The sequence below is a fragment of the Curtobacterium sp. DN_7.5 genome (assembly GCF_022655355.1).
GTDB lineage: Bacteria > Actinomycetota > Actinomycetes > Actinomycetales > Microbacteriaceae > Curtobacterium > Curtobacterium luteum.
Genome location: NZ_CP093378.1, coordinates 904,740 through 930,833 on the forward strand (window position 1 = coordinate 904,740; position 26,094 = coordinate 930,833).

A 26,094-nucleotide genomic window follows, 5' to 3' on the forward strand; every position below is an offset into this window, starting at 1 on the left:
GGCGTTCGCCGCGGGTCCCGATCGTGGTCACGATCATCGTGCTGGCTGCACTGGTGATCGCCTTCTTCATCTTCGCGAGCCTCTACACGGACTACGCGTGGTTCGCGCAGCTCGGGTTCCAGCAGGTCCTGACCACGCGGTGGATCGCGGGGACGTCGATGTTCGTCGCCGGGTTCCTCGGCATGGCGGTGCCGGTCTACCTGAGCATCGCGTTCGCGTTCCGGTTCCGTCCCGTCTACGCGAAGCTCAACTCGCAGCTCGACCGCTACCAGCAGGTCATCGAGCCGCTGCGCCGCGCGGTCATGATCGGCATCCCGGTCGTCCTCGGCGTCTTCGCTGGCCTGTCGACCTCCGGCCGGTGGAGCATGGTCCTCGAGTACTTCAACCGGACCTCGTTCGGCAAGAAGGACCCGCAGTTCGGCCTCGACATCGGGTTCTACGTCTTCGAGCTGCCGTTCTGGCGCTCGATCGTCGCGTACGCCTCGGCGGTCGTGCTCATCGCCGGGCTCGCGGCGCTCGCCGCCCTGTACCTGTACGGCGCGATGCGCTTCGGCGGGCGCGAGGTCCGCATCTCCCGCGCGGCCCGCGTGCAGCTCGCGGTCACGGCCGCCGTCTACATCGCGCTGCAGGCCGTCAGCCTCTGGCTCGACCAGTACGCGACCCTCGCGAAGAACAACTCGCTCATCACGGGTGCGCAGTACACCGACGTCAACGCGGTCATCCCCGGCCGCGAGATCATGGCTGGAATCGCCGCGATCGTCGCGATCCTCTTCATCGTGACCGCGGTCATCGGTCGCTGGCGCATCTCGATCGTGGGCACGGGGCTGCTCCTCGTCGCCGCGATCGTCGTCGGCGGCATCTACCCGTGGATCGTCCAGCGGCTCCAGGTGAAGCCCTCCGAGGGCTCGTACGAGTCGGCGTACATCCAGCGGAACATCGACGCGACGCGTGACGCCTACGGGGTCGCGTCGACCGAGGAGCAGAACTACGACGCGAAGACGAGCGCGTCCTCGGGAGCACTGGCGTCGGACGCGCAGACGACGGCGAACATCCGCCTCATCGACCCGAAGATCGTCTCGGACACCTTCAGCCAGCTCCAGCAGTACCGCCAGTACTACAAGTTCCCGGACACCCTCGACGTCGACCGCTACGACATCAAGGGGCAGACTGAGGACACGGTGATCGCGGTCCGTGACATCAACCTCGACGGGTTGAGCGCCAAGACGAACACGCAGTACAACCGGACGTTCGTCTACACGCACGGCTACGGCGTGGCCGCGGCGTACGGCAACCAGCGCGCGAGCGACGGCAAGCCGGTCTTCCTCGAGTCCGGCATCCCGTCCAGCGGCGCCCTCGGCGACTTCCAGCAGCGCGTGTACTTCGGCGAGAACTCGCCGCAGTACTCGATCGTGGGCGCGCCGAAGGGCTCGAAGAACATCGAGCTCGACTACCCGTCCGGCTCGGAGGAGAGCGACGACGCCAGCAACGGCGGGAACGCCACGACGACGTACGCCGCGGACGGTGGGCCGAGCATCGGCAACTTCTTCAACCGGCTCGTCTACGCCGCGAAGTTCCAGTCGGAGCAGATCCTGCTGTCGCAGCGTGTGAACGCCGACTCGCAGATCCTCTACGACCGCAACCCCATCCAGCGGGTCCAGAAGGTCGCGCCGTACCTGCAGACCGACCAGGACGCCTACCCGGCGATCGTGGACCACCGGATCGTGTGGGTGGTCGACGGCTACACGACCACCAACGCGTACCCGTACTCGCAGAGCGCGAGCCTGCAGGCGAGCATCAGCGGCGCGGAGTCGTCGGCCTACAGCACGGACCAGGTGAACTACATCCGGAACTCGGTGAAGGCCACGGTCGACGCCTACACCGGCAAGGTGACGCTCTACGCGTGGGACACGACGGACCCGATCCTCAAGACCTGGCAGAAGATCTTCCCGAGCACGCTCAAGCCGGTGTCCGCCATGAGCGCCGAGCTCCTCGACCACGTGCGGTACCCGACCGACCTGTTCAAGGTGCAGCGCTCGATCCTCGCGACGTACCACGTCACCGACGCGAACTCGTTCTACTCGGGTGACGACGCGTGGCAGACGCCGCAGGAACCGACGAAGGAAGCCAACAGCGACTCGTCCTCAGGCTCGTCCGCGATCACCAACACGACGACGAACGGCCTGGGCACGCAGACCACGACGACGACCAACGCCGAGGACCTGCAGGACCCCTACTACCTGACGATGAAGGTGCCGGGGTCCGAGACGAAGTACTCGCTCTACACGACCTACATCCCGCAGCAGTCGGGTCGGGGCGCGGACAGCCGGAACGTCCTGACCGGGTACCTCGCGGTCGACTCGGACGCCGGGGGCGCCGGCACGGGCAAGAAGGCGTCCGGCTACGGCAAGCTCACGCTGCTGACGATGCCGAAGACGGACAACATCCCCGGTCCGCTGCAGGTGCAGAACCTGTTCAACTCGGACACGAACGTGTCGGCCGAGCTGAACATCCTGAAGCGCGGCAACTCGACGGTGAAGCAGGGCAACCTGCTCACGCTGCCGGTCGGTGGCGGGTTCCTCTACGTCCAGCCCGTGTACGTCCAGTCGACGTCGAGCGGTTCCTACCCGCTGCTGCAGAAGGTCCTCGTGGCCTTCGGTGACAAGATCGCGTTCGAGGACACGCTCGACCAGGCGCTCGACACGCTGTTCGGCGGCAACTCGGGTGCGAACGCCGGCGACCAGGGGGTCTCCGACGGCTCGAGCGACTCCGGCTCGGGTTCGTCCGGCTCGGGCTCGTCGGGCTCGGGTTCGGGTTCGTCCGGCTCGGGCTCGTCCGACAGCGGCTCCGGTTCCGGGTCGAGCTCCGGCAGCGGTTCGGGCTCGAGCTCGGGCAGCACCGACAACGCCGCGTTGCAGAAGGCGCTCGAGGAGGCGAAGCAGGCGCTCGCCGACCGCCAGGAGGCCTACGCGAAGAACGACCTGGTCGCCGCCGCCGAGGCCGACCAGCGCCTGCAGGACGCCATCGAGGCCGCGACGAAGGCCGAGGGCGGGAACTGACACGCCGAGGGCGGGGTGCTCGATTTGCACCCCGCCTCGGGCCCCGCTAGGCTATTGGATGTGCCGCGGGGTGGAGCAGTTCGGTAGCTCGCTGGGCTCATAACCCAGAGGTCGTAGGTTCAAATCCTGCCCCCGCAACCAAGCGTCACACGAAGGCCCCGGTCCACTCGGACCGGGGCCTTCGTCGTTCCCGGGCCGTCCTCGCCGCCGGGCCACGGTCGCGCCGGAGTCCGCCGCCGGTACGCTCGCGGCATGGGCACCCTGACGATCGCGGCCGCGCAGTTCGCTCCCGTGGACGACCCCGTGGCGAACGCCGCGACGATCCGGCGGTTCGCGGAGCAGGCCGTGCAGCGCGGGGCACAGCTGCTCGTGACGCCGGAGTACAGCTCCTACTTCACGGCCGACATCGACGACCGGTTCGTCGCCGCGGCGCAGGCCCTCGACGGGCCCTTCGTCACCGAACTCCGGGCGATCGCGGTGGACACCGGCCTCACGCTCGTGGTCGGTGTCGCCGAGACGGCCGACGACCCCGCACGGTTCCGGAACACGCTCGTCGCGGTCCGGCCCGACGGCTCGCTCGTCGGGACCTACCGGAAGGTGCACCTCTACGACGCGTTCGGGTCGCGCGAGTCCGACCGCATCGACGCCGGTGACCCGGAGCAGCTCCCGGTCTTCGAGCTGGACGGCGTGCGGGTCGGGCTCGAGACGTGCTACGACCTGCGGTTCCCCGAGGTCACCCGGCGTCTGGCTGCGCCGGAGCACGGCGCTGCCGACGTGGTCGTGCTGCCCGCCGAGTGGGTGCGCGGGCCGGGCAAGGAGCACCACTGGCGGACCCTCCTCACGGCGCGCGCGATCGAGAACACCGTGTGGGTGGTCGGCGTCGGTCAGACGCCGCCGATCGGCGTGGGCGGTTCGGTCGTGCTCGACCCGGCGGGCGTGGCGGTCGGCGCTGCCGGCGCGACCCCGGGGCTGCTCGTGGCGACGATCGACACCGAGGTCACCACGGCGGTGCGGTCGGTGAACCCGTCCCTCGCGCTCCGCCGGTACGAGGTCGTGCCGCGCGACTGACGGACGCCGCCGGCGAGGCGGAGGCGATCCGTGCCTCCAGTCCGGCGGTCAGGCGGTCGGCGTGAGCGCCGCGAGGCGGGCGGCTGCGTCCTCGAGGACCGGCCGCTGCTTGCAGAACGCGAAGCGCACGAGCGATCGGTAGCCCGACTGGTGGTCGGGTCGGACGAACGCGGACACCGGCACACTCACGACGCCGACCCGTCCGGGGAGCGCGAGGCAGAACTCGCGCGCGTCCGCGAAGCCGAGGGGCGCGGCGTCGGCGATGACGAAGTACCCGCCGTCCGGTCGCATGACGTCGAACCCGGCACGGCGCAGCCCGTCGGCGAGGAGTTCGTGCTTCGCGGCGAGCGTGGCCGCGATGCCGGTGAAGACCTCGGTCGGCAGTCGGAGCCCGGCGGCGACCGCGGGCTGGAACGGCGAACCGTTGACGAAGGTCAGGAACTGCTTGACGGTGGTGATCGCGTCGACGAGCGCCGGGGGAGCGGTGAGCCACCCGATCTTCCAGCCGGTCGTGCTGAAGGTCTTCCCAGCGCTCGAGATCGTGACGGTGCGGTCGCGCGCTCCCGGGAGGGTGGCGATCGGCACGTGCGGCGTGGCGAAGGTGAGGTGTTCGTAGACCTCGTCGGTGACCACCACGGCGTCGTACTGCTCGGCGAGCTCGACCACGGTGCGGAGTACCTCGGGCGGCAGGACGCGGCCGGTGGGGTTGTGCGGCGTGTTCACGAGGACGACGCGGGTCCGGTCCGAGAAGGCCGCGCGGAGCGTCGTCTCGTCGGGCAGGAAGTCCGGCGCGGTGAGCGGCACCGTGACGTGCGTCCCGCCGGCGAGCCGGACGAGCGCCCCGTAGGCGTCGTAGAAGGGCTCGAAGGTGATCACCTCGTCGCCGGGTTCGACCAGGGCGAGGAGCGTCGCCGCCAGCGCCTCGGTGGCGCCGGCGGTGACCAGGACCTCGCGGTCGGGGTCGACGTCGAGGCCGTACCAGCGCGCCTGGTGCTCTGCGATCGCCGCACGGAGGTCCGGGATCCCGCGCCCCGGCGGGTACTGGTTCGCGCCGTCGCGGATGGCCTGCACGGCGGCCTCGAGGACCTCCTGCGGGCCGTCCTCGTCGGGGAACCCCTGGCCGAGGTTGATCGCCCCGGTCGCGGCGGCGAGGGCGCTCATCTCGGCGAAGACGGTGGGGGCGGGGACGCCGTCCGGTCCCAGGAGCATCGCTCCCTCGGCCGCGCGCAGCCAGGGTCCCTCGAGTCGCATGGTGGTCCCTCCGCTGCGGGTCGAACGTGCCGGACGTCACCCAACCTAGCGGTGGGCCGGACCAGGACCGCGGCGGACGTCCTCAGCGCACGCATACGATCGCCATAGGTCGCGTGCAGCCCGGCCGGTACCGGCGCTCAGGTCGGTGCGACAGACTGCACGTGCTTGAAAGGAGCACGTCCAGCATGAGCGACAACACGCCCCACGGGCAGGACGACGACCGCCGTCCGGACGAGACGAACGAGACCACGTCCGCCGAGGGCACCACGTCCGCGCCGAACGACTCCCTCGCGGCTGACGACCGCCAGGCAGCAGACCACACCGACGTGATCGAGCCAGCCACCGCGAACGAGACCGACGTGTTCCCGCGCGCGGGCGAGCAGGCGACGTCGCAGTACACGGCGCCGTACCCCGCCGCGGGTGCGGGCCAGTACGGCCAGGGCAGCGGTGGACAGACGGGCCAGTACGGCCAGTCGGGCCAGCAGAGCCCCTACGGAGCGCACGGCTCCGCCTACGGGCAGCAGGACCAGTCCGGCTCCGGCCAGGGCGGCAGCCAGTACGGCCAGCCGAGCCAGTACGGCCAGGGCAGCGGCCAGTCGAGCCAGTACGGGCAGGGCTCCAGCCAGTACGGCCAGGGCGGCAGCCAGTACGGGCAGGGCTCCAGCCAGTACGGGCAGCCGAGCCAGTCCGGGCAGCCGAGCCAGTACGGCCAGCCGAGCCAGTACGGGCAGGGCTCCAGCCAGTACGGCCAGCCGAGCCAGTACGGCCAGGGCAGCAGCCAGTACGGCCAGCCGAACCAGTACGGCCAGCCGAGCCAGTACGGCCAGGCCGGCAGCCAGTACGGCCAGGGCCAGCAGGACCGCCCCCGCTACGGCGAGTACGCGCAGCAGCCCTCCTCGGCCGCAGCGCCCTCCGCCGCGTCCGCCCCGGCTCCCGGCTCGGCCACCGACGCTCCGGCGTCCGCGTCGTCCTTCGGGGACGTCGACGGCTCGAACCAGCGCAACGGCCACTACTTCGCCGACTCCGCCACGGCGGCCCCCGCGGGCACCAGGACCGAGGGCCGCAACCGCCTCCTCGTCCCGCTCATCGCGGCGGCGGTCATCGGCGGTCTCGTCGGCGGCGGTGCCGGGTGGCTCGCCGGCTCGGGTTCGGCCACGGGCGGCACCCCGACGAGCAGCTCCGCGCAGGGCGGCAACCTGACGGTGAACGACTACAACAACGCCACCGTGGTCACCGCGGTGGCCGCGCAGGCGACCCCGTCCGTGGTGACGATCAACGTCTCCGCGAGCAACGAGGCCGGCACGGGCTCGGGCGTCGTGTTCAGCAAGGACGGCTACATCGTCACGAACACCCACGTGGTGACGCTCGACGGTGACAGCGGCAACGGCAAGGTCACCGTGACGACCTCGGACGGCAAGATCTACGACGCGAAGCTCGTCGGCACCGACCCGACCGTCGACCTCGCGGTGATCAAGATCGACGCCACTGACCTGAAGCCGATCACGTTCGCCGACTCGTCGGACCTGAACGTCGGCGACACCGCGGTCGCGATCGGCGCACCGCTCGGGCTGTCGAACACCGTGACCGACGGCATCGTGTCGACGCTGGACCGCAGCATCCAGGTCACGTCGAGCGCCCCGAGCCAGGGCGGCGACTCGAACGAGGGCGGCAACGGCAGCCAGGGCGGCCCGTTCGACTTCTGGGGCAACGGCGACAACGGCTCGAGCTCCTCGGCGAGCTCGACGGTGTCGCTGCCGGTGATCCAGACCGACGCGTCGATCAACCCCGGCAACTCGGGTGGTGCGCTGCTCGACTCGAAGGGCAAGCTCATCGGCATCAACGTCGCGATCGCGTCCGCCGGCAGCTCCTCGTCGTCGGACTCGCAGTCCGGCAGCATCGGCGTCGGCTTCTCGATCCCGTCGAACCTCGTGAAGCGGGTCGCGAACGAGATCAAGGACAACGGTTCGGCGACGCACGGTCTCCTCGGCGCGAGCGTCGGTGACGCGGCCGACGCGTCGAACGCGACGCAGATGGGCGCGCTCATCAAGTCGGTGACGTCGAACGGTGCGGCGGCGAAGGCCGGCCTGAAGGCCGGCGACGTCGTGACGAAGATCGGCTCGGCGTCGGTCTCCGACGCGACCGACCTCACCGCCCAGGTCCGGTTCTTCGCGGGCGGCGCGAAGACCGAGATCACCTACCTGCGCGGTGGCAAGTCGTACACGGCCGACGTGACCCTCGGGACCTACGACAGCAAGGGCTGACGCGACCAACAGACCGCCTGGAGGCTCGGTGCACGACGTGCGCCGAGCCTCCAGTCCGTCCCGGCGTGGCCGTCTTGATAGGCTCATGGTCGCTCTGCGGGGCGGCACCGCTCGCGGTGCGCCCCGCGCACCAGCCACCACCCCGAGGGACGCATGCAGCCAGACGGACAGCCCCTGCCGGGCGTCTCGTACGTGATGCCCGTGCTGAACGAGGTCACCGAGGTCCGTGCTGCCGTGCAGAGTCTGCTCGACCAGGACTACGCCGGTCCGTTCGAGGTCATCCTCGCGCTCGGGCCGTCGATCGACGGCACGAACGAGCTCGTGGCCGAGATGAGCGCCGCCGACCCGCGGATCCGCGCGATCGAGAACCCGGTCGGGTCGACGCCCGCCGGGTTGAACGTCGCGATCCGGGCCTCCGAGCACCCCGTCGTGGTCCGCGTCGACGCGCACTCGGTGCTGCCGCGGGACTACACGCGTGTGGCGGTCCGGGTGCTGCAGGAATCCGGCGCGGACAACGTCGGCGGGATCATGCACGCCGAGGGCCGCACGCCCTTCGAACGTGCCGTGGCACTCGCCTACGGCAGCCGGGTCGGGCTCGGGGGCACTCCGCACCACGTCGGTGGTCAGGCCGGGCCGGCCGAGACGGCGTACCTCGGGGTGTTCCGACGCGACCGCCTGTTCGAGGTCGGCCTGTTCGACGAGGGCATCAAGCGCGGCCAGGACTGGGAGCTCAACCGGCGGCTGCGCCAGACCGGCGGGACCGTGTGGTTCACGCCGGAGCTCGTCGTGACGTACCGCCCGCGGCCGAGCCTGAAGCGGCTCGTGCGCCAGTTCGTGGCCACGGGGCTGTGGCGGGGCGAACTCGCGCGGCGGTTCCCGGCGAACAACGGCCTGCGCTACTTCGTGCCCCCGGCGATGGTGGCGGCGATGGCGCTCGGCATCGTCGCCGGGGTCGTCGGGATCATCGGCGCCGCCACGGGGACGGGGGCGGCGTGGGCGCTGCTCGGGTTCGTGGTCCCCGCGGTCTACCTGCTCTTCGTCGTGCTCGGAGCGGTCGCAGTGGCGCGGCGCTCCGGACCCAGGACACTCCTCTGGCTCCTCGTGGTGCTGCCGTGCATCCACGTCGGCTGGGGCATCGGGTTCATCATCGGCTTCCTCACCAGGACGTCCGACCTCACGACGCACACGGGACGGTGACCGCCATGACCGACGAGACCGCCACCGGCCGCACGGGCCGACCGACCTCCATCGCCGAACTCCGCGCCGTGGCGCAGCCGGACGCGGTCCGGATGCGGGCGAACGCGGAGCACTGGACGGCCTCGCTGTACCTGCGCGACGTCTCGCCGTACCTGACGTGGGTGCTGCTGAAGACCCGGGTGAGCGCGAACCAGGTCACCGGCCTGATGATCCTCGTCGGGTGGAGCGTCGCTGCCGCGCTGCTCGTCCCCGGCATCTGGGGCGCGGCACTCGCGCTCGTGCTCGGGCAGCTGCAGATGCTCGTCGACTGCAGCGACGGCGAGGTCGCCCGCTGGCGCGGCACCCACTCGCCGGCCGGCGTGTTCCTCGACAAGGTCGGCCACTACACGACCGAGGGGCTCATCCCCGTCGCACTCGGCATCCGGGCGGCGACGTGGCCGATCCACGACGCCGACTGGATGTGGACGACGATCGGCTGCGGGCTCGGGCTCGTGATCGTCCTCAACAAGGCGCTCAACGACATGGTGCACGTCGCCCGCGCGAACGCCGGGCTCGAGAAGCTCGTCGACCGCCGTGACGCGTCGACCGCGCCGTCCGGTCGCCGCCTGGCCTCGCTCCGTCGGCTCGCGCGCTTCCTGCCGTTCCACCGCCTGTACCACTCGGTGGAGCTGTCGATCCTGGCCTTCGTCTTCGCGCTGCTCGGACTCGTCATCGGCGACACGCTCGCGTCGCGGGTCCTCGTCGGCACCCTCCTGCCGCTCGCCGTCCTCGCGACGATCGGGCACTTCCTCGCGATCATCGCGTCGAAGCGGGTGCGGGCGTGATGCCGGGCACCACCCGCCGCCACGCAGTCCTGCACCGTGCGCGCCCGCGGGTGGCCGTGGTCAGCCTGTCGCAGGGGACCCGTCCGGAGGACCTGCGCCGGGGGCTCGAGAGCGTGCTCGCGCAGCAGGACGTGGACCTCGACGTCGTCTGCGTCGGCAACGGGTGGGAGCCGACCGGGCTGCCGGACGGGGTGCGTGCGCTCGCACTGCCCGAGAACGTCGGCATCCCCGCGGGTCGGAACGCCGGCGCCGAGGCGGTCGAGGGCGACTACGTGTTCTTCCTCGACGACGACGCCTCGGTGCCGTCGCCGACCTTCCTCCGCGACGCGATCGCGCTGTTCGAGCACGACCCGTCGCTCGGCCTGGTGCAGCCGCAGGTCGTCGACCCGTCGGGCGCGGCGAACCCCACGCGATGGATCCCGCGCATCCGGAAGGGCCGGGCGTCGGACTCCTCGCCCGTGTTCTCGGTGTGGGAAGGGGCGGTGGTCCTGCCGATGGACGTGTACCGCACGGTCGGCGGTTGGGGAGCGCCCTACTTCTACGCGCACGAGGGCATCGAGCTCGCGTGGCGGGTCTGGGACGCCGGCCGCCGCACCTGGTACGCCGGCGACCTCGTCGCCCACCACCCGGCGATCGACCCGGCCCGGCACCGCGAGTACTACCGGCTGAACGCCCGGAACCGTGTCTGGTTGGCCCGGCGGAACCTGCCGACGGTGCTGCAGCCGCTCTACGTCGGCTCCTGGGCCGCGATCCAGGTCGCCCGGTGGTGGCGACACCCGCGCCGGCTGGCGACGTGGTTCGGCGGGGTCCGCGAGGGATGGACGACGGACTGCGGACCGGCCTCGACCATGGGCTGGCTGACCATCGGGCGGATGACGCTCGCCGGCCGGCCCCCGATCATCTGAGGAGACCCATGTCGATCCCCAGCGACGTGCGCACGGCGTTCCGGCTCGTGCAACGACTCCTGCGGTCGCGGCAGAGCCGGAACCAGCTGGCGCGGCGGCTCCGGACACAGCCGCCCCTCGCTCCCGGGTCCGTCGAGATCGCGGTGTACTTCGCCGACGGCCCGGTGAACATGTACCAGGTGCGCCAGTGGTACGGCCCCCTGGCCGAGCTGCACGCCGAGCACCCGGTCGCGATCATCTCCCGGAGCCCCGGCACCATGCTCGCGCTGCTCGACGAGTCGCCCGTGCCCGCGGTCTACGCGCGACAGGTCGTCGACCTCGAGCGCTTCGTCGACGAGCAGGCACCGAAGATCGTCCTCTACGTCAACCAGAACGCCCGCAACTTCCAGATGATGCGGTACGGGCGCATGTGGCACGTCTTCGTGAACCACGGCGAGAGCGACAAGATGTACATGACGACGAACCAGTTCAAGGCGTACGACTACGCCCTGATCGCCGGCGACGCCGCTCGTGACCGGCTCGCCGCAGCGCTCTGGGACTACGACCTCGACGCCAGGACCATCGCGATCGGCCGGCCCCAGGCGGACCACTTCGCGGCCGACGTGCCCTGGCCGGCGGACGGGCGGACCGTCGTGCTCTACGCGCCGACGTGGGAGGGCGACCGTGCTGCGGCGGCCTACGGATCGATCGCCAGCCACGGCACGACCATCGCCGACCGGGTGCTCGCGTCGCCCGCACACCGACTCGTGTACCGGCCGCACCCGCGCTCCGGGGTGCTCGACCCCGAGTACAAGGCTGCGCACGAGCGCATCATCGCGGCGATCTCGGCCGCGAACGCCGCCGACCCGGCCGCCCACCACGTGTACGACGACGGACCCGGGCTCGGGTGGCAGATCGCCGGGGCGGACGTCGCGATCACGGACATCTCGGCGATGATCTACGACCGGCTCGCCGTCGGGAAGCCACTCATCGTGACCCGGCCGGTGTCTCCGGACGCGGACGTCGACGAGCGCGGCTACCTCGGGGACGCCAACTGGCTGCTCGCCGCCGAGGCCGAGGACGTCGTCGCCCGGGTGGACGCCGCGGCGCACGACGCGGAGGAACTCGCGCGGCTCCGGCACTGGGTCGAGCGGTACTTCGGGGACACCACCCCCGGTGCGGCCACGGCTCGCTTCCACGGCGCGATCGAGCGGCTGCTCGAGCGCTGGCGGACGGTCGCGGCCGAGCACGTCGGGCGCTGACGGGCAGGGGCGACCGCGCCGTGCGTCGACGGGCACGGGGCGACCACCCTGGACACGGTCGGGCAGGGGCGCGCTGACGGCGTGTGGCGTGTGCCCCGGCGTGCTCCCGGGCGCGGGCCCCTGCCCGGCACGTCCCGCTCATCGACCGGTCGACTCCGCCACCAGCGGCACCCGCCACAGGTACTCGCTCCGGTCCGGACGCCGCCACCGGAGCACGACCACGCCGGTGTCGTCCGGTGCCGCCCCGAACACGGCGATCGACAGCGCCCGACCGGGCTCGAGACGACGGACGCCCAGCGGGGGACAGTAGCCCGAGCCGAGGTGCGTCAGCGTCAGCCCGTCGACCGGTTCCGTGCCGGTGTTGACCAGCCGGTAGCGGCGCGGGGCATCACGGCGGTCGACGTGGAACGGGACGCGGTACGCGGTGGTGGTGGGGTGCATGCCCGACACGCTAGGCGGGGGTGCCGACGCCGACGCCCCCGGGAGGCCGTCGGTCCGACCGGGCTGTGGAGGGGGCCGGGGCGCGGTCCGTTGTGGAGGAGCGTCGCGCGGGCGGTCAGGATGCGGTGTCGGCGTTGTACCGCTCGAGCGCCTCGTCGATCGTGCCGTCGAACTGCAGTCGACCCTTGTCGAGGTACAGCCCGCGGTCGCAGAAGCGTCGCAGGTCCTTGTCGCTGTGCGAGACGAAGAACAGTGTGCGGCCGCCGGCGAGGAGCTCGTCGATGCGCTTGTAGCACTTCTCGCGGAACCCCTTGTCGCCGACCGCGAGGACCTCGTCCACGAGCAGCACCGGCTCGTCGAGGCGCGAGATGACGGAGAACGCGATGCGGACCTTCATGCCGCTGGACAGGTGCTTGTACGGGGTGTCGACGAAGTCGCCGATCTCGGCGAACTCGATGATCTCGTCGAACGCGTCGCGGATCTCGGCCCGCGACATCCCGTGGAGTCCGGCCGTGAGGTAGACGTTGTCGCGCACCGTGAGGTCCCCGACGAACCCGCCGGTGATCTCGATGAGGGGAGCGACGCCGGCGCCGACGTGGACCCGGCCCTCGTCGGGGAGCATCACCTGGGCGACGAGCTTGAGCAGCGTCGACTTGCCCTGGCCGTTGCGGCCGACGACACCGATGGCCTCGCCGGGCTGCACTTCGAAGCTGACGTCGCGGAGCGCCCAGAACTCGTCCGCGCGCTTGCGGCGGTCACGGCCCGCGAAGAGGTCCTTGAAGCTGCGGCTCGCACGGCGGTTCCGCTTGAACCGGATGCCGGCTCCGCGGACGCTGATCACGGGCGTCGTGGTCGTGCTCGGTCGGGACTGGTCGGTGGCCGTCATCAGAGCTCCTTGAGGACGCGGTGCTCGCTGCGCCGGAACACGACGAGCCCGATCAGCAGCACGACCACCGTGACCACGGTCGAACTCGCCACCTCGAGCCAGTGCAGCTGGCTGGGGAAGAACGCGGACCGGTAGATCCCGATGATCCCGGACAGCGGGTTGAGCGCCATGAGGTCGCGGAAGCGCTCGGGCAGTGCGGACGTGCCGTAGATGATCGGCGACGCGTAGAAGAGGAACCGCAGGACGAGCTTCACGGCGCGCTCGAGGTCGCGGAAGAACACCACGAGCGGTGCGACGATGAGGCCGAGCCCGTAGATGAGCCCGCACTGCAGGACGATCGCGAGCGGGTAGAGCAGGACCTCCCAGTGCACGCGTGCCCCGGTCGCGAGCACGAAGATCGCGAGGACGGGCAGGCTCAGGACGAACTCGATGCCCTTCGACGCGTCGATCCGGGCCACCCAGATGCTCCGCGGGATGGTCGTCGAGCGGATGAGCTTCGCCTCGCTCGTGAACGCACGGGTGGAGTCGGACACCGCCCCCGTGAACCACATCCACGGCAGGAGCGCGGAGAGCAGGAAGACGATGTACGGCTCTTCGCCGACCTTGCCGCGGTGGAACACCTGTGTGAAGACGAACCAGTAGATGGCCGACATCACGAGCGGGTCGAGGATGGACCAGAAGTACCCGAGCGCCGACGTCGAGTACCGCACGCGCAGGTCGCGGACGGTCAGCAGCCAGAGCGCATGACGGTAGCGCCGACCGGCGCTGCGGCTGGCCATGGGGGCAGCAGCCGCGGGCACGGTCGGCGCACTCGCTGTGGTCACGGTTTCCCTCCGGGCGGAACCGCCGAGGGGGTGGGGGCCGTTCAGGCGAACAGGTTGTTCGCGCGCTCGAGGTCCTCGGCGAAGTCGATCTCGACCGCGTAGAGGTCCGAGATGTCGACCGGCGACCAGCGTAGCCCGTCCTCGGCGATGGCAGCCTCGATGCCGCCCTCGAAGTACTCCTGGTCGTCCACCCGGCCCAGCTGGCGGATGAGCGCCTGCTTGTCGGCGGCGGAGACGTAGTTGATCCCGACGGCCTCGCCGAGACCACCGACGACCTGCTTCGACAGCTTCTCGATGAAGCCCTCGGCGTCGACCGTGTACTTGACCTCTTCGTCGGAGACCTTCTCGGTGTTGACGCTCACGAACGAGCGGTCCTCGTCGATCATGTCGGCGGCCCGGACGAGGGCGCGCGGGTCGAAGACGACGTCGCCGTTCATCCACAGCACGCCGCTCTTGCCCGTGGCCTTGAGCGCACGGAGCAGGCTCTTCGAGGTGTTCGTGGAGTCGTAGGACTCGTTGTAGACGAAGTTCGCCTGCGGGAAGGCCTCGACGATGTACTCCGACTTGTAGCCGACGACGATCGTCACGCGAGCACTCGAACCGAACGCGGCGCGGATGTTGTCGAACTGCTGCTGCATGATGGTGCGGCCGTCGGAGAGCTCCGTCAGCGGCTTCGGCAGGCTGCGCCCGAGGCGGCTGCCCATCCCCGCGGCGAGGATGACGATCTGCGTGGTCATGCTGGTCCCTTCTGGTGTCCGCCCGCGCGCCTGTGGGGCACGGGCGGGCCTCGTCGAGTCTGCTCCCGCCGGATCGGGGTCGGCCGTGAACCCTCGCTTCTCGGATCAGACTCCCAGCGCGGGCTGCATCACGTTGGCCGGCCCGGGCGGGTTTCCAAGTGGTGAACACTTCGGCGTGCCCTGGTGAATGATACGGAACGAGCGCCTTCCGGGGTACACCGCGCGGGGCTTCGTTCCCGGATCGTGACCCTCGACCGGGCGACGCGCGGGGCGGGACCGGGACGGTCGCCACCCTGTGGCAGACGGTTGGTACGGTGGGGCGATGGCCGCAGGAGCAGACGACGAGGACGTGTACGCGACGTCCGACGCTGCCTGGCTGACCGAGGCCGACAGCGACACGGGGGACGACGGTGACACGCCGCACGACAGCGACACGGACGACGGGGAAGCGCGTGGCGCTCCCGTCGACGACGAGATGACCGACGACGCGGGCACGGACGCGGGGACGACCGCCACGGACACGGCTCGCACCGAGCCGGGTACGGACACGACCGGCACCGGCACGACGACCGGTTCGGAGACGTCGCCCGCGGCGACGGCGTCCACGGGCGGTTCCGCGGCGGCCGATCGCGTCCCGACCACCAGCGCGAAGCGGCCGGGGACCCCGCGCGGTGGCAAGGGCCGCGCGAAGCGACCCGCCGGCGCGGGGGCCCGGATCGACGGCGGCCGGCCCGACACGGACCGATCGGACTCGGATCGGCCCGACGCGGCCCGGCCCGGGTCGGACCCGGCCGGAGCGGCGGCGGCCGAGTCGACCGCCGCGGCCACCGTCCCGACGAAGAAGCGTGCACCGCGCAGCCCCGCCGCGAAGCGCCCGCAGGCCGCGGCACCGAAGCAGCCGGTCGTGCTCCGCGCCGAGGGCCTCGTCAAGCGGTACGGCCACACCCTCGCCGTCGACGAGGTGGACCTCGAGATCCGCCAGGGGTCGATCTTCGGTGTGGTCGGCCCGAACGGCGCCGGCAAGACCACCACGCTCTCGATGGTCACCGGCCTGCTGCGTCCCGACGCCGGCACGGTGACCGTGCTCGACCACGACGTCTGGGCCGACCCGACCGCGGCCAAGCGCAGCCTGGGCGTCCTGCCGGACCGGCTGCGCCTGTTCGACCGCCTCACCGGTGGCCAGCTGCTCTACTACTCCGCCACGCTCCGTGGCCTCGACGGCGCGACCGCCCGTGAGCGCAGTGCCGACCTCGCCGAGGCCTTCGGACTGGGCGAGGCCCTCGGACGCCAGGTCGCCGACTACTCGGTCGGCATGGCGAAGAAGATCGCCCTCGCCGCGACGCTCATCCACTCGCCGCGCGTGCTCGTCCTCGACGAGCCGTTCGAGTCGGTGGACCCCGTGAGCGCGGCCACGATCACCGAGATCCTGCGTCGCTACACCGCCGGTGGCGGCACGGTCGTCCTCTCCAGCCACTCGATGGAACTGGTGCAGCGGACGTGCGACTCGGTCGCGATCATCGTCGGCGGCAAGGTCCTCGCATCGGGGACGATGGCGCAGGTCCGCGGGCGCAAGAGCCTCGAGGACAAGTTCGTCGAACTCGCGGGCGGCCGCGTCGTCGCAGAGAGCATGGAATGGTTGCACAGCTTCTCCGGCTGAGGGCCGACCTGCTCGCCGGCGAGGTCCGGGGGAGCGCCCGGCGCTCGGTACTGGTCGTGCTCGGCAGCCTCGTGGGGCTGCTGGTCGCGGTGGGCATCGCCGTCGTGGCCGCAGGGCTCCGCACGGCCGACCCCGAATCGGCCAGGGCCGTCGTCGTGCCGGTCGGCACACTCGTCACGTTCGGCTTCACGGTCGTCCCGCTCGTGGTCGGTCGCAGCGACCAGTTCGACCCGCGGCGCTTCGCCGTGTTCGGGATCGGGCGGAAGGACCTCACGGTCGGCCTGTTCGTCGCGGGACTCGTCGGTGTGCCGGTCGTCGCCGTGGCGATCGTCGCCGTCGGGCAGTCCGTCACCTGGATGCGCGGAGGCGGCACCGCCGTGCTCGGCGTCGTCGGAGGCCTGCTGGCCATCGCGACCTGCTCACTGCTCGTCCGTGTCGGGTGCACGGCCGGCTCCCGCCTCATCGGCCAGCACCGGAGCCGGGACGCCGGCTGGCTCGTCGCGCTCGTCATCGCGGTGCTCGGCATCCCCACCGTGTCGCTCCTCCTCGACAGCGGCTGGATCGACCCGGTCGGTGTCGAGACGCAGCGGGTCGCGGGCATCGCTGGCTGGACGCCGTGGGGTGCGGCGTGGGCCGTCCCGGCGGACGTCGCCGTCGGTGACGTCGGTACCGGGCTCCTCAAGCTCCTCGTCGCGGTCGCCGTCCTCGCCCTCCTCGCCTGGGCGTGGTGGGCGCAGGTCGGGCACGCGCTCGAGACCGTGGAGACCCGGACGCGGAGCCGCCGGTACCGTGGACTCGGGTGGTTCGACCGCCTCGGGTCGACACCGGTCGCCGCGGTCGCGGCACGCGCCCTGACCTACTGGGGTCGTGACCCCCGCTACCGGACCTCGTACCTCGTCCTCGTGTTCGTCCCGATCGTCGTCATCCCGCTCGGGGTCGCCGGCGTGCCCTGGCACTGGACCGCGCTCGTGCCGCTGCCGTTGATGGCGCTCATCGCCGGGTTCCTGCCGCACAACGACGTGTCGTACGACAACACCGCCGTGTGGTTGCACGTCGCCTCCGGCGCGCCCGGGTGGAGCGACCGCCTCGGCCGGGTCGTCCCCGTCCTGACCGTCGGGCTCCCGGCGCTCGTCGCGGGTTCGGCCGTGTCCGCGTGGCTCTTCGGCGACTGGATCGCGTTCCCGGTGCTGACCGGGGTCGGCGCCGCCGCGCTCCTGTCGGGCCTCGGGCTGTCGAGCGTCGTGTCCGTCCTGCTCCCGTACCCGACGGTCCGGCCGGGCGACCACCCCTTCCAGCAGCCGCAGGCGGCCGGGGTCACCGCGACCGTCGCACAGTCGGTCATGGTGATCGGGACGGTGCTGTGCTCCGTGCCGGCCGGATGGCTCGGCGTCCTCGCCCTCCGCGACGGTCCCGACCCGTGGGCGGTCGCGACGGTCGTCGTCGGTGCGGCCGTCGGCGTGCTGGTCCTGGTGGTCGGCGTGGCGGTCGGTGGCCGCGCCTTCGACCGCCGAGGGCCGGACCTGCTGGCAGCCGCCCAGCGCAACTGACGCCCGGCAGACCCGCCGACCGGCGCGACCCGACGGTCGCCCCCGGCGCAGCGCAGCCGCCGACCGACGCGACCCGACGGTCGCCCCCGGCGCGACGGCACCGGACAACGGCCGGGAGGCGCGTGGCGGCCCCGCCCCGCGCCTCCCGGCCGACCGTCCGTCGCGGCCCGGACGCGCGCGTCGTACCCTGGACCCATGAGCATGACGGAACCCGGTGGCGGCCTCGACGTGATGGACCGCGAGCTCGAGAAGCTCCTCGAGGACGAGGGGATCGAGCCCGGCGATCACGAGCGGTTCTCGCACTACGTGAAGAAGGACAAGATCCTCGAGTCGGCGCTCAGCGGCAAGCCCGTCAAGGCGCTGTGCGGCAAGAAGTGGATCCCCGGGCGCGACCCGGAGAAGTTCCCGGTCTGCCCCGATTGCAAGAAGATCTACGAGCGCATGAAGGCGGAGTAGTCCGCCGAACGACACGATCGCCGGTCAGATGACCAGCGTGGGGATGGCCGGGTCGCCCCGTCCGATGCGAGCAGCATCGGCAGGGAGCTCGGCCTTCGCCATCCGGTGGTGCTTGCGGGCCGCCTCCACGCCGGCGCTCCCGAGGAAGGCCGGGTCGACCTCGCCGTCCGTGACCACCGGGACGAGCAGCGGCCGTTCGTCCGGCCCGACCGCGCCCTGGGTCAGGACAACCTCGGCGGTGGCCACGCCGTTGCGGAGCCGCCGTCCGGCCTCCTTGCGGCCGCCGGTCGACGCCTTGTCGGCGGACTTCTTCGCGACCGGGACCCAGGCCTCGTCAGCGGCGTCGCGGTGTGCCACGAGCTTGAACACCATGCCGGCAGCCGGGTGCCCGGAACCGGAGACCACCGAGGTGCCGACGCCGTAGGAGTCGACCGGCGCTGCCCGGAGCGCCGCGATCGTGTACTCGTCGAGGTCGTTCGTCACCGTGATCTTCGTCCCGGTGGCGCCGAGCCGGTCGAGCTGCGCGCGGACCGCGGCGACGACGGACGGCAGGTCACCGGAGTCGATGCGCACGGCACCGAGCTTGCCGTCGGTGAGGCGGACCGCGGTCTTCACGGCCGCTTCGATGTCGTAGGTGTCGACGAGGAGGGTCGTCCCCTCGCCGAGGGCGTCGAGCTGGGAGCGGAACGCGGCCTCCTCCGAGTCGTGCAGGAGCGTGAACGCGTGCGCGGCGGTGCCCATCGTCGGGATGCCCCACGTGCGACCGGCCTCGAGGTTGCTCGTCGCGCCGAACCCGGCGATGTACGCGGCGCGGGCGGCGGCGACCGCGTTCCACTCGCCCGTGCGGCGGGAGCCCATCTCGGCGAGGGGGCGGTGGTCGGCGGCGGACACCATGCGCGCGGCGGCGCTCGCGATCGCGGAGTCCGCGTTGCAGATGCTCAGTGCGAGGGTCTCGAGCACGACGGCCTCGGCGAAGGTGCCCTCGATCTGGAGGACGGGCGAGTTCGGGAAGAAGACCTCGCCCTCGCGGTAGGCGCGGACGTTCCCGGTGAAGCGGTAGTCGGCGAGCCAGTGTGCCGTGCCCGCGTCGATGACGCCGCGGTCGCGGAGGAAGCCGATCTCCTCGTCACCGAAGCGGAAGTCGCCGAGTGCGGTGAGGAACCGGCCGAGGCCCGCCGCGACGCCGTAGCGGCGTCCGTCCGGCAGCCGTCGGGTGAACACCTCGAACACGCACCGACGGTCGGCGGTGCCGTCCTTCAGTGCGGCGTCCACCATGGTGAGTTCGTACTGGTCCGTGAGGAGCGCGCTGGTCACCTCCCCGACACTACGGCAGGGGTCGGTCGGGAGGCGCGGGTTGCGTCGGGTGGTCGGGGCGCGTTGGGTGGTCGGGTGCTGTGTCGGGTGCTGGGGCCGCGTCGGGCGCTCGGGCCGCGTCGGGCGGTCGGGCCGCGTCGGGTGGTCGGGTCGAGGCGCGTGGGGTGGTCGGGTCGGGCTGCGTCGGGTGGTCGGGTCGGGTCGGGCCGGGTGATCGGTTCGGCGTGCGAGGTTTCGCACACGGTGGCACCTTTCGCGGGTCGCACGGTGTGTGCGGCCTCGCACGGTGCGGCGCCCACTCGCACGGTGCGAGGGGGCGCCGGGCGCACCTCGCACGGTGCGAGGTGCGGTCGCGGGGCGACGGAGCGTGCGAGGTTTCGCACACGGTGGCACCTTTCGCGGGTCGCACGGTGTGGGGAACCTCGCACCGTGCGGCGCCTGCCTCGCACGGTGCGAGGCAGGCGCCGCGCCTGCCCCGCACGGTGCGGCGCCGGACGGGAGGCACGGGCCGTGTCGGACGGTCGGCTCGCGTCGGTACGCTGGTCACCGTGACGGATGCACCGATCGGAGTCTTCGACAGCGGGGTCGGTGGGCTGACGGTGGCGCGGGCGATCATCGACCAGCTGCCCCGCGAGAGCATCCGGTACGTCGGGGACACCCTGCACTCGCCGTACGGCCCGAAGCGTATCGCGGACGTCCGCCGCTACGCCCTCGAGGTGATGGACGACCTCGTGGAGGAGGGCGTGAAGGCCCTCGTCATCGCGTGCAACACGGCGTCCTCCGCGGTGCTCCGCGACGCCCGTGAGCGGTACGAGCAGGCGTACGGCATCCCGGTGGTCGAGGTCATCCAGCCCGCCGCCCGAGCCGCCGTCAAGCAGACCCGCACCGGTCGCGTCGGCGTGATCGGCACGGTCGGCACCATCGCCTCCCGCGCCTACGAGGACGCCTTCGCGGTCGCGGCCGACGTCACCCTGTCGCTCGCCGCCTGCCCGCGGTTCGTCGAGTTCGTCGAGGCCGGCGACACCTCGTCCCCGGCGCTCCGCACGGTCGCCGAGCAGTACCTGGCACCGATCCGGGCCGCCGACGTCGACACCCTCGTGCTCGGCTGCACGCACTACCCGCTCATGTCCGCCGCGATCCAATACGTCGTGGGCCCGGACGTGACGCTCGTCTCGAGCGCCGAGGAGACCGCGAACGACGTCTACCGGCGCCTCGTCGAACACGGACTCGAACGCACCGCACCGGAGCCGCCGACCTACGCCTTCGAGGCGACCGGCGACGACAAGAACGGCTTCATCCGGCTCGCCCGGCGCTTCCTCGGACCCGAGGTCTCGAGCGTCGGCCACCTCCAGACCGGGGCCATCCTGCTGCCCCACACCGAAAGGACCCCATGAGCACCCGCATCGACGGCCGCAGCGCCTCCGACCACCGCCCCGTCACCATCGAGCGGGGGTGGAGCACGCAGGCCGAGGGCAGCGCGCTCATCGCGTTCGGCAACACCAAGGTGCTCTGCACGGCGTCCTTCACGAACGGCGTCCCGCGCTGGCTCGCCGGCAAGGGCACCGGGTGGGTCACCGCCGAGTACTCGATGCTGCCGCGCTCGACGAACGAGCGGATGCAGCGCGAGTCGATCAAGGGCCGCGTCGGCGGGCGGACCCACGAGATCTCCCGGCTCGTCGGCCGTTCCCTCCGGGCCGTCGTCGACACCAAGGCACTCGGCGAGAACACCCTCGTGATCGACTGCGACGTGCTGCAGGCCGACGGCGGGACCCGGACGGCATCGATCACCGGCGCGTACGTCGCCATGGCGGACGCGATCGAGTGGGGCCGCGACCGGGGGTTCATCGCCAAGAAGGCCACCCCGCTGACCGACAGCGTGCAGGCCATCTCGGTCGGCATCGTCAAGGGAGAGCCGATGCTCGACCTCGCGTACACCGAGGACTCGGCGGCCGACACCGACATGAACATCGTCACCACCGGCTCGGGGAAGTTCATCGAGGTCCAGGGCACCGCCGAACACGCGCCGTTCGACCGCGACGAGTTCAACACGCTGCTCGACCTGGGGCTCGCGGGCAACGCGTCGCTCGCCGCGATCCAGCGCGAGGTGCTGGGGCTGACCTCGTGACCGAGCGTCGCGTCGTCCTCGCCAGCCACAACGCCGGCAAGCTCGTCGAACTCCGGGACATCCTCGGCGACGCCCTCGGGGCGGGCGTGGAGCTCGTCGGCTACGACGGACCGGAGCCGGTCGAGGACGGCGACTCGTACGCCGCGAACGCGCTCATCAAGGCGCGTGCCGCGGTCGCGCACACGGGGCTACCGGCGCTCGCCGACGACTCGGGCATCGCGGTGGACGCACTCGGCGGAGCGCCCGGCATCCACTCGGCCCGGTACGCCGGCACCCGGGTCGACGCGGACAACATCGCGCTGCTGCTGCAGAACCTCGAGGGCGTCGTGGAGCGGACCGCCGCCTTCGTCTGCGCCGCGGCGTTCGTGACGCCGGACGGCACCGAGCACGTGTTCGAGGCGGTGTGGAACGGCGAGGTCACGACCGAGCCGATCGGCGACGGCGGGCACGGGTACGACCCGGTGTTCCGGCCGGACGACGCCGACCGGACCTCGGCGGAGCTCACCCGCGACGAGAAGAACGCGCTGAGCCACCGGTCGAAGGCGTTCCGCGGCATCGCACCGATCGTGCGGGAGTACTTCGGCGCGGAGTAGTCGGGCGGTCGCGGTGCGCGGCATCCGGTGCCGACCGCCCGCGCACAACCAAAGTCACCCCGAACCACGTGATCACGCGGTGCGGGGTGACTTTGGTTGTGCGAAGGGGCGCCCGCGAAGGCGAACGTGCGGAGGCGAACGCGCGCCCGCGTGCTACTGCGGCTCGACCTCGGCCTGCTGCTGCTCCTCGGCGTGCTTGGCCTTGCGGGAGTTGCGGATGAAGGTCAGCGCCATCGGCACGACGGTGACGACGACCGCGGCGAGCAGGATGACGTCGATGTAGTTCCGGACCAGGTCCCCGACGACGGGGATCGTCCCCAGGGCGAAGCCGAGGAACGTGACCCCGACTCCCCAGATGACGGCGCCGACCGCGTTGTAGAGCGAGTACTTCTTGTAGTTCATCCGGCCGACACCGGCCGCGATCGGCAGGAACGTGCGCACGACGGGCACGAAGCGGGCGAGGATCACCGCGAGCGGTCCGAAACGGTGGAAGAACGCGTTCGTCCGGTCGGCGTTCGCCTTGGAGAACAGGCCGCTCTCCTTGCGCTCGAAGATCGGCGGGCCGGCCTTCTTGCCGATGTAGTACCCGAGCTCACCGCCGAGGAACGCCGACGCCGCGATCATGAGGGCCGCGACCCAGATCGGGATGCCGCCGATCGCACCACCGCGGTCGAACGCGAAGAGGCCGGTGATGACGAGGAGGCTGTCGCCGGGGAAGATGAACCCGACGAGCAGGCCGGTCTCGGCGAAGATGATCGCGCAGACGACGAGCACGGCGACTGCCCCGAAGTGGTCGAGGATGTACTGCGGATCCAGCCAGGGGATCAGGGCGAGAGCGACGGAGTGCATGGTTCTTCCGGTCGGGCGGGCGGGGACACGAGGACGACCCCGCTGATGCGAGGGTACCGTCCCCGGGTGTCCGGACCATCCGCCGAGGGTATGAGTTCGCGGGCATCGTGCGGAGAACCGTCTGTCGTGCGGAAGGAGGGACTCGAACCCTCACGCCGGGGCACAGGAACCTAAATCCTGCGTGTCTACCAATTCCACCACTCCCGCGAGCAGCGGCAGTCTACCGAGCGGTGCCAGCGGGGCGGACGCACACCGTGCCTCCAGGCCGGGTGGACGGTCCGCCGGACGCGACGGACGTCGCGCGCAGCGCCCGTCAGCGCAGCCGTCGGGGGAGGTACCGCGGGACGTACCGCAGCAGCACCCCCGCGCCGACGAGCCCGAGCACGCCCATCACCCCGCTCGCGACCGCGATGGAGGCGACGGCGGTGACCCCCGAGATGAGCAGCGGCGCCGCCGCCGAGCCGAAGTCGCCCGTGAAGCGCCACGCACCGAGGAACGGCGCCGGGTGGTCCCGCGGGGCGAGGTCGGCCCCGAGCGTCATGAGGATGCCCGAGCCGACGCCGTTCGCGAGCGACATCCCGATCGCGATCCCGACGAACCAGCCGACCCGGGTTTCGAGGTGTCCGGACCAGGCGAGCAGGAAGTAGCTCAGGGCGAGGCCGACCATGCACGGCAGGGCGCTCGCGAGCCGTCCCCACCGGTCCATGATCTGCCCGCTCGTGTAGAAGAGTGCGAAGTCGACGGCCCCCGCGATGCCGATGACGAGCGCGGCGGTCGAGTCGTCGAGGCCGACGCTCACGGCCCAGAGGGGCAGGATGACCTGCCTCCCGGCGCGGAGCGCGCCGATCAGGCCGGCGCCGCTGCCGAGGCGCAGCAGCACCTTCCGGTGCGTGCGGATGGTGCGGAAGAGGCCGTGCGCTTCGTCCTGCACGAACTGTGCGCCGGTGTCGGCAGGCGGCTCGGTCGCTGTGGTCGCGGCGGTCGCGGCGCTCGCTGTGGTCGCGTCCGGCGTGGTCGGCCTGGAGGCGCGGTGCGGCTTCCGGAAGCCGCGTGCGCCGGTCGCCGGGTCGCGGATGACGAGGAGCACCACGGCCGCGAGCAGGCAGCAGGTGATGTGGATCCAGAACGCGCTCTGCGTGGTTCCCGTCAGGTGGACGACCCCGGCCGCGATGAACGGCCCGACGAAGTAGCCGAAGCGGAACACACCGCCGAGGCTGGACAGCGCCCGGGCCCGGACGTGCACCGGGATCGCGGTCGTCATGTACGCGTGCCGGGCGAGCGCGAACACCGCCGTCGAGACGCCGACGAGGAACACGCCGACGGCGAGCACCCACGGGTTCGGGGCCCACGTGCACACCAGGAGGCCGACCACGGACACCACGGCCGCGCCGATCATCGCGTTCCGCTCGCCGATCCGTCCGACGACGACGCCCGAGGGCACGTCGCCGATGAGCTCGCCGACGAGGATGAGCGACGCGACGAAGCCCGCGAACGCGAGCCCGGCACCGAGGTTGTCCGCGGCGATGGGGATGATGGGGATGATCGCTCCCTCGCCGATCGCGAACAGGGCAGCGGGGAGGAAGCCGGACAGGACGACCGCCCGGAGGTCGAAGGCGGGGGTCTCGGAGGGCATCGTTCGCACAACGGTACGCCGGTGCTTACCCTGGATGCATGCGAGTACTGGCAGCGATGAGCGGTGGCGTCGACTCGGCGGTCGCGGCGGCGCGGGCCGTCGACGCCGGACACGACGTGGTGGGGGTGCACCTCGCCCTCAGCCGGATGCCGGGGACGCTCCGCACCGGGAGCCGCGGCTGCTGCACGATCGAGGACTCGATGGACGCCCAGCGCGCGGCCTCGGTGCTCGGCATCCCGTACTACGTGTGGGACTTCTCGGCGCGGTTCAAGGAGGACGTCGTCGACGACTTCGTGGCCGAGTACCAGGCCGGCCGCACGCCGAACCCCTGCATGCGGTGCAACGAGCGGATCAAGTTCGCGGCGCTGCTCGAGAAGGCGCTCGCCCTCGGGTTCGACGCGGTCGCCACGGGGCACTACGCCTCGATCGTCACCGGGTCCGACGGCTCGCGGGAGCTCCACCGCGCGGCGGCGTGGGCGAAGGACCAGTCGTACGTCCTCGGGGTGCTGACCGCCGAGCAGCTGCAGCACGCGATGTTCCCGCTCGGGGCGACCCCCTCGAAGGACGAGGTCCGCGCCGAGGCTGCCGCCCGCGGGCTGACCGTGGCGCAGAAGCCGGACTCGTACGACATCTGCTTCATCCCCGACGGCGACACCCGCGGCTGGCTCGCGGACCGCGTGGGCACCGCCCCCGGTGACGTCGTCGAGCGCGACGGCACGGTCGTGGGGGAGCACCAGGGCGCGACCGGCTACACCGTCGGGCAGCGTCGAGGCCTGCACCTCGGTCGTCCCGCACCGGACGGCAAGCCCCGGTTCGTGCTGGAGATCCGTCCGAAGGACAACACGGTCGTGGTCGGCCCGAAGGAGGCGCTCGACGTCACCTCGATGTCCGGCGCGCGCTTCACGTGGGCGGGCACGGCGCCGGCGGACCCGACGGTGCCGTTCGCGTGCGACGTGCAGATCCGCGCGCACGCCGACCCGGTGCCGGCGACGGCGCGGGTGTCGGAGGGGCACCTGGTGATCGACGTCGACGAGCCGCTCTCGGGCGTCGCGCCCGGGCAGACGGCGGTCGTCTACGTCGGCACGCGGGTGCTCGGGCAGTGCACGATCGACAGCACGGTGTCGGCGGTGCCGGTCGACGCCTGAGCGCGACGGTCGCGCACGGCGGGCAGGCGTGGGCGCGCGCGGCGGGCAGGCGTGGGCGCGCGCGGGCGCTGCGGCGCTCCCGGG

The 26,094-nt window shown here is 71.7% G+C and carries 22 protein-coding genes and 2 tRNA genes; 15 read left to right on the top strand and 9 right to left on the bottom strand.

Annotation, left to right across the window (positions count from 1 at the left end):
* Window positions 1-23 precede the first annotated feature (23 nt).
* The 3 genes from MON03_RS04315 (at window position 24) to MON03_RS04325 (ending at window position 4,124) form a co-directional block, all read left to right on the top strand.
* Window positions 24-3,056: a UPF0182 family membrane protein gene (locus tag MON03_RS04315; protein ID WP_242090721.1), complete on the top strand. Its 3,033-nt coding sequence runs from the start codon at window positions 24-26 to the stop codon at window positions 3,054-3,056.
* 64 nt (window positions 3,057-3,120) lie between these two features.
* A tRNA-Met gene (locus MON03_RS04320) sits at window positions 3,121-3,197 on the top strand.
* 111 nt (window positions 3,198-3,308) lie between these two features.
* On the top strand, window positions 3,309-4,124 hold the full coding sequence (locus MON03_RS04325; RefSeq protein WP_175328553.1) for a carbon-nitrogen hydrolase family protein: 816 nt from the start codon (window positions 3,309-3,311) through the stop codon (window positions 4,122-4,124).
* Between the two features lie 48 nt (window positions 4,125-4,172).
* On the opposite strand, the gene MON03_RS04330 is transcribed toward MON03_RS04325, so the two are convergent.
* The gene (locus tag MON03_RS04330; protein WP_242090722.1) at window positions 4,173-5,375 is read right to left on the bottom strand and encodes an aminotransferase class I/II-fold pyridoxal phosphate-dependent enzyme; all 1,203 of its coding nucleotides are present in this window, start codon (window positions 5,373-5,375) and stop codon (window positions 4,173-4,175) included.
* 185 nt (window positions 5,376-5,560) lie between these two features.
* Here MON03_RS04330 and MON03_RS04335 point away from each other — a divergent pair, with 185 nt between their 5' ends.
* The 5 genes from MON03_RS04335 (at window position 5,561) to MON03_RS04355 (ending at window position 11,803) form a co-directional block, all read left to right on the top strand.
* Window positions 5,561-7,636 carry a S1C family serine protease gene (locus MON03_RS04335; RefSeq protein ID WP_242090723.1) on the top strand — a complete coding sequence of 692 codons (2,076 nt, stop codon included), beginning with the start codon at window positions 5,561-5,563 and terminating at the stop codon, window positions 7,634-7,636.
* Window positions 7,637-7,789: 153 nt separating this feature from the next.
* A complete protein-coding gene (locus tag MON03_RS04340; RefSeq protein WP_175328555.1) occupies window positions 7,790-8,833 on the top strand; it encodes a glycosyltransferase family 2 protein in 1,044 nt (347 codons plus the stop codon).
* A gap of 5 nt (window positions 8,834-8,838) precedes the next feature.
* The gene (locus MON03_RS04345) at window positions 8,839-9,657 is read left to right on the top strand and encodes a CDP-alcohol phosphatidyltransferase family protein (RefSeq protein ID WP_242090724.1); all 819 of its coding nucleotides are present in this window, start codon (window positions 8,839-8,841) and stop codon (window positions 9,655-9,657) included.
* Window positions 9,657-10,562 (top strand): glycosyltransferase family 2 protein, encoded by a 906-nt coding sequence (locus MON03_RS04350; protein WP_242090725.1) that lies wholly within the window; start codon window positions 9,657-9,659, stop codon window positions 10,560-10,562. The genes MON03_RS04345 and MON03_RS04350 overlap by 1 nt, the downstream gene beginning before the upstream one ends.
* Before the next feature lie 8 nt (window positions 10,563-10,570).
* Window positions 10,571-11,803, top strand: coding sequence for a CDP-glycerol glycerophosphotransferase family protein (locus MON03_RS04355; protein ID WP_022904211.1), 1,233 nt, complete (start codon window positions 10,571-10,573; stop codon window positions 11,801-11,803).
* 138 nt (window positions 11,804-11,941) lie between these two features.
* On the opposite strand, the gene MON03_RS04360 is transcribed toward MON03_RS04355, so the two are convergent.
* From MON03_RS04360 to MON03_RS04375, 4 genes are all read right to left on the bottom strand, one after another.
* Complete coding sequence (locus MON03_RS04360) at window positions 11,942-12,244, bottom strand: hypothetical protein (RefSeq protein ID WP_175328559.1); 303 nt, start codon at window positions 12,242-12,244, stop codon at window positions 11,942-11,944.
* A gap of 115 nt (window positions 12,245-12,359) precedes the next feature.
* On the bottom strand, window positions 12,360-13,130 hold the full coding sequence (locus tag MON03_RS04365; RefSeq protein ID WP_175328560.1) for an ABC transporter ATP-binding protein: 771 nt from the start codon (window positions 13,128-13,130) through the stop codon (window positions 12,360-12,362).
* Window positions 13,130-13,909 carry an ABC transporter permease gene (locus tag MON03_RS04370; RefSeq protein WP_022904208.1) on the bottom strand — a complete coding sequence of 260 codons (780 nt, stop codon included), beginning with the start codon at window positions 13,907-13,909 and terminating at the stop codon, window positions 13,130-13,132. The genes MON03_RS04365 and MON03_RS04370 overlap by 1 nt, the downstream gene beginning before the upstream one ends.
* A gap of 86 nt (window positions 13,910-13,995) precedes the next feature.
* The gene (locus MON03_RS04375; RefSeq protein ID WP_022904207.1) at window positions 13,996-14,691 is read right to left on the bottom strand and encodes a phosphocholine cytidylyltransferase family protein; all 696 of its coding nucleotides are present in this window, start codon (window positions 14,689-14,691) and stop codon (window positions 13,996-13,998) included.
* 322 nt (window positions 14,692-15,013) lie between these two features.
* Between MON03_RS04375 and MON03_RS04380 the strand changes: the two genes are divergently transcribed.
* From MON03_RS04380 to MON03_RS04390, 3 genes are all read left to right on the top strand, one after another.
* Window positions 15,014-16,348 (top strand): ABC transporter ATP-binding protein, encoded by a 1,335-nt coding sequence (locus MON03_RS04380; protein WP_242090726.1) that lies wholly within the window; start codon window positions 15,014-15,016, stop codon window positions 16,346-16,348.
* Complete coding sequence (locus MON03_RS04385) at window positions 16,324-17,895, top strand: ABC transporter permease (protein WP_242090727.1); 1,572 nt, start codon at window positions 16,324-16,326, stop codon at window positions 17,893-17,895. The genes MON03_RS04380 and MON03_RS04385 overlap by 25 nt, the downstream gene beginning before the upstream one ends.
* 195 nt (window positions 17,896-18,090) lie before the next feature.
* A complete protein-coding gene (locus MON03_RS04390) occupies window positions 18,091-18,351 on the top strand; it encodes a DUF3039 domain-containing protein (protein WP_022904204.1) in 261 nt (86 codons plus the stop codon).
* A 24-nt stretch (window positions 18,352-18,375) separates the two neighbouring features.
* On the opposite strand, the gene MON03_RS04395 is transcribed toward MON03_RS04390, so the two are convergent.
* The gene (locus MON03_RS04395; RefSeq protein WP_242091413.1) at window positions 18,376-19,626 is read right to left on the bottom strand and encodes a nicotinate phosphoribosyltransferase; all 1,251 of its coding nucleotides are present in this window, start codon (window positions 19,624-19,626) and stop codon (window positions 18,376-18,378) included.
* A gap of 587 nt (window positions 19,627-20,213) precedes the next feature.
* On the opposite strand from MON03_RS04395, the gene murI reads away from it, so the two are divergent.
* From murI to rdgB, 3 genes are read left to right on the top strand one after another with little or no spacing between them, the layout of a single operon-like run.
* Window positions 20,214-21,059 (top strand): glutamate racemase, encoded by an 846-nt coding sequence (gene murI / locus MON03_RS04400; protein ID WP_031273766.1) that lies wholly within the window; start codon window positions 20,214-20,216, stop codon window positions 21,057-21,059.
* On the top strand, window positions 21,056-21,790 hold the full coding sequence (gene rph, locus MON03_RS04405) for a ribonuclease PH (protein WP_242090728.1): 735 nt from the start codon (window positions 21,056-21,058) through the stop codon (window positions 21,788-21,790). Before murI ends, rph begins: the two co-directional genes overlap by 4 nt.
* Window positions 21,787-22,383 (top strand): RdgB/HAM1 family non-canonical purine NTP pyrophosphatase, encoded by a 597-nt coding sequence (gene rdgB / locus MON03_RS04410; protein WP_242090730.1) that lies wholly within the window; start codon window positions 21,787-21,789, stop codon window positions 22,381-22,383. The genes rph and rdgB overlap by 4 nt, the downstream gene beginning before the upstream one ends.
* A gap of 153 nt (window positions 22,384-22,536) precedes the next feature.
* On the opposite strand, the gene MON03_RS04415 is transcribed toward rdgB, so the two are convergent.
* The 3 genes from MON03_RS04415 to MON03_RS04425 all read right to left on the bottom strand — a co-directional run bounded on the left by MON03_RS04415 (window position 22,537) and on the right by MON03_RS04425 (window position 24,865).
* Window positions 22,537-23,232 carry a DedA family protein gene (locus tag MON03_RS04415; protein ID WP_242090732.1) on the bottom strand — a complete coding sequence of 232 codons (696 nt, stop codon included), beginning with the start codon at window positions 23,230-23,232 and terminating at the stop codon, window positions 22,537-22,539.
* A gap of 127 nt (window positions 23,233-23,359) precedes the next feature.
* Window positions 23,360-23,439, bottom strand: a tRNA-Leu gene (locus MON03_RS04420).
* A 106-nt stretch (window positions 23,440-23,545) separates the two neighbouring features.
* The gene (locus tag MON03_RS04425; RefSeq protein WP_242090734.1) at window positions 23,546-24,865 is read right to left on the bottom strand and encodes an MFS transporter; all 1,320 of its coding nucleotides are present in this window, start codon (window positions 24,863-24,865) and stop codon (window positions 23,546-23,548) included.
* 38 nt (window positions 24,866-24,903) lie between these two features.
* On the opposite strand from MON03_RS04425, the gene mnmA reads away from it, so the two are divergent.
* The gene (gene mnmA / locus MON03_RS04430; RefSeq protein ID WP_242090736.1) at window positions 24,904-26,010 is read left to right on the top strand and encodes a tRNA 2-thiouridine(34) synthase MnmA; all 1,107 of its coding nucleotides are present in this window, start codon (window positions 24,904-24,906) and stop codon (window positions 26,008-26,010) included.
* Window positions 26,011-26,094: the final 84 nt, after the last annotated feature.

Bases quoted from the DNA above. Each gene is read 5' to 3' on its own strand.
- MON03_RS04325 (WP_175328553.1), top strand. From the start codon at position 3,309: ATGGGCACCCTGACGATCGCGGCCGCGCAGTTCGCTCCCGTGGACGAC.
- MON03_RS04330 (WP_242090722.1), bottom strand. From the start codon at position 5,375: ATGCGACTCGAGGGACCCTGGCTGCGCGCGGCCGAGGGAGCGATGCTC.
- MON03_RS04335 (WP_242090723.1), top strand. From the start codon at position 5,561: ATGAGCGACAACACGCCCCACGGGCAGGACGACGACCGCCGTCCGGAC.
- MON03_RS04340 (WP_175328555.1), top strand. From the start codon at position 7,790: ATGCAGCCAGACGGACAGCCCCTGCCGGGCGTCTCGTACGTGATGCCC.
- MON03_RS04345 (WP_242090724.1), top strand. From the start codon at position 8,839: ATGACCGACGAGACCGCCACCGGCCGCACGGGCCGACCGACCTCCATC.
- MON03_RS04350 (WP_242090725.1), top strand. From the start codon at position 9,657: ATGCCGGGCACCACCCGCCGCCACGCAGTCCTGCACCGTGCGCGCCCG.
- MON03_RS04355 (WP_022904211.1), top strand. From the start codon at position 10,571: ATGTCGATCCCCAGCGACGTGCGCACGGCGTTCCGGCTCGTGCAACGA.
- MON03_RS04360 (WP_175328559.1), bottom strand. From the start codon at position 12,244: ATGCACCCCACCACCACCGCGTACCGCGTCCCGTTCCACGTCGACCGC.
- MON03_RS04365 (WP_175328560.1), bottom strand. From the start codon at position 13,130: ATGACGGCCACCGACCAGTCCCGACCGAGCACGACCACGACGCCCGTG.
- MON03_RS04370 (WP_022904208.1), bottom strand. From the start codon at position 13,909: ATGGCCAGCCGCAGCGCCGGTCGGCGCTACCGTCATGCGCTCTGGCTG.
- MON03_RS04375 (WP_022904207.1), bottom strand. From the start codon at position 14,691: ATGACCACGCAGATCGTCATCCTCGCCGCGGGGATGGGCAGCCGCCTC.
- MON03_RS04380 (WP_242090726.1), top strand. From the start codon at position 15,014: ATGGCCGCAGGAGCAGACGACGAGGACGTGTACGCGACGTCCGACGCT.
- MON03_RS04385 (WP_242090727.1), top strand. From the start codon at position 16,324: ATGGTTGCACAGCTTCTCCGGCTGAGGGCCGACCTGCTCGCCGGCGAG.
- MON03_RS04390 (WP_022904204.1), top strand. From the start codon at position 18,091: ATGAGCATGACGGAACCCGGTGGCGGCCTCGACGTGATGGACCGCGAG.
- MON03_RS04395 (WP_242091413.1), bottom strand. From the start codon at position 19,626: ATGGTGGACGCCGCACTGAAGGACGGCACCGCCGACCGTCGGTGCGTG.
- rph (WP_242090728.1), top strand. From the start codon at position 21,056: ATGAGCACCCGCATCGACGGCCGCAGCGCCTCCGACCACCGCCCCGTC.
- MON03_RS04415 (WP_242090732.1), bottom strand. From the start codon at position 23,232: ATGCACTCCGTCGCTCTCGCCCTGATCCCCTGGCTGGATCCGCAGTAC.
- MON03_RS04425 (WP_242090734.1), bottom strand. From the start codon at position 24,865: ATGCCCTCCGAGACCCCCGCCTTCGACCTCCGGGCGGTCGTCCTGTCC.
- mnmA (WP_242090736.1), top strand. From the start codon at position 24,904: ATGCGAGTACTGGCAGCGATGAGCGGTGGCGTCGACTCGGCGGTCGCG.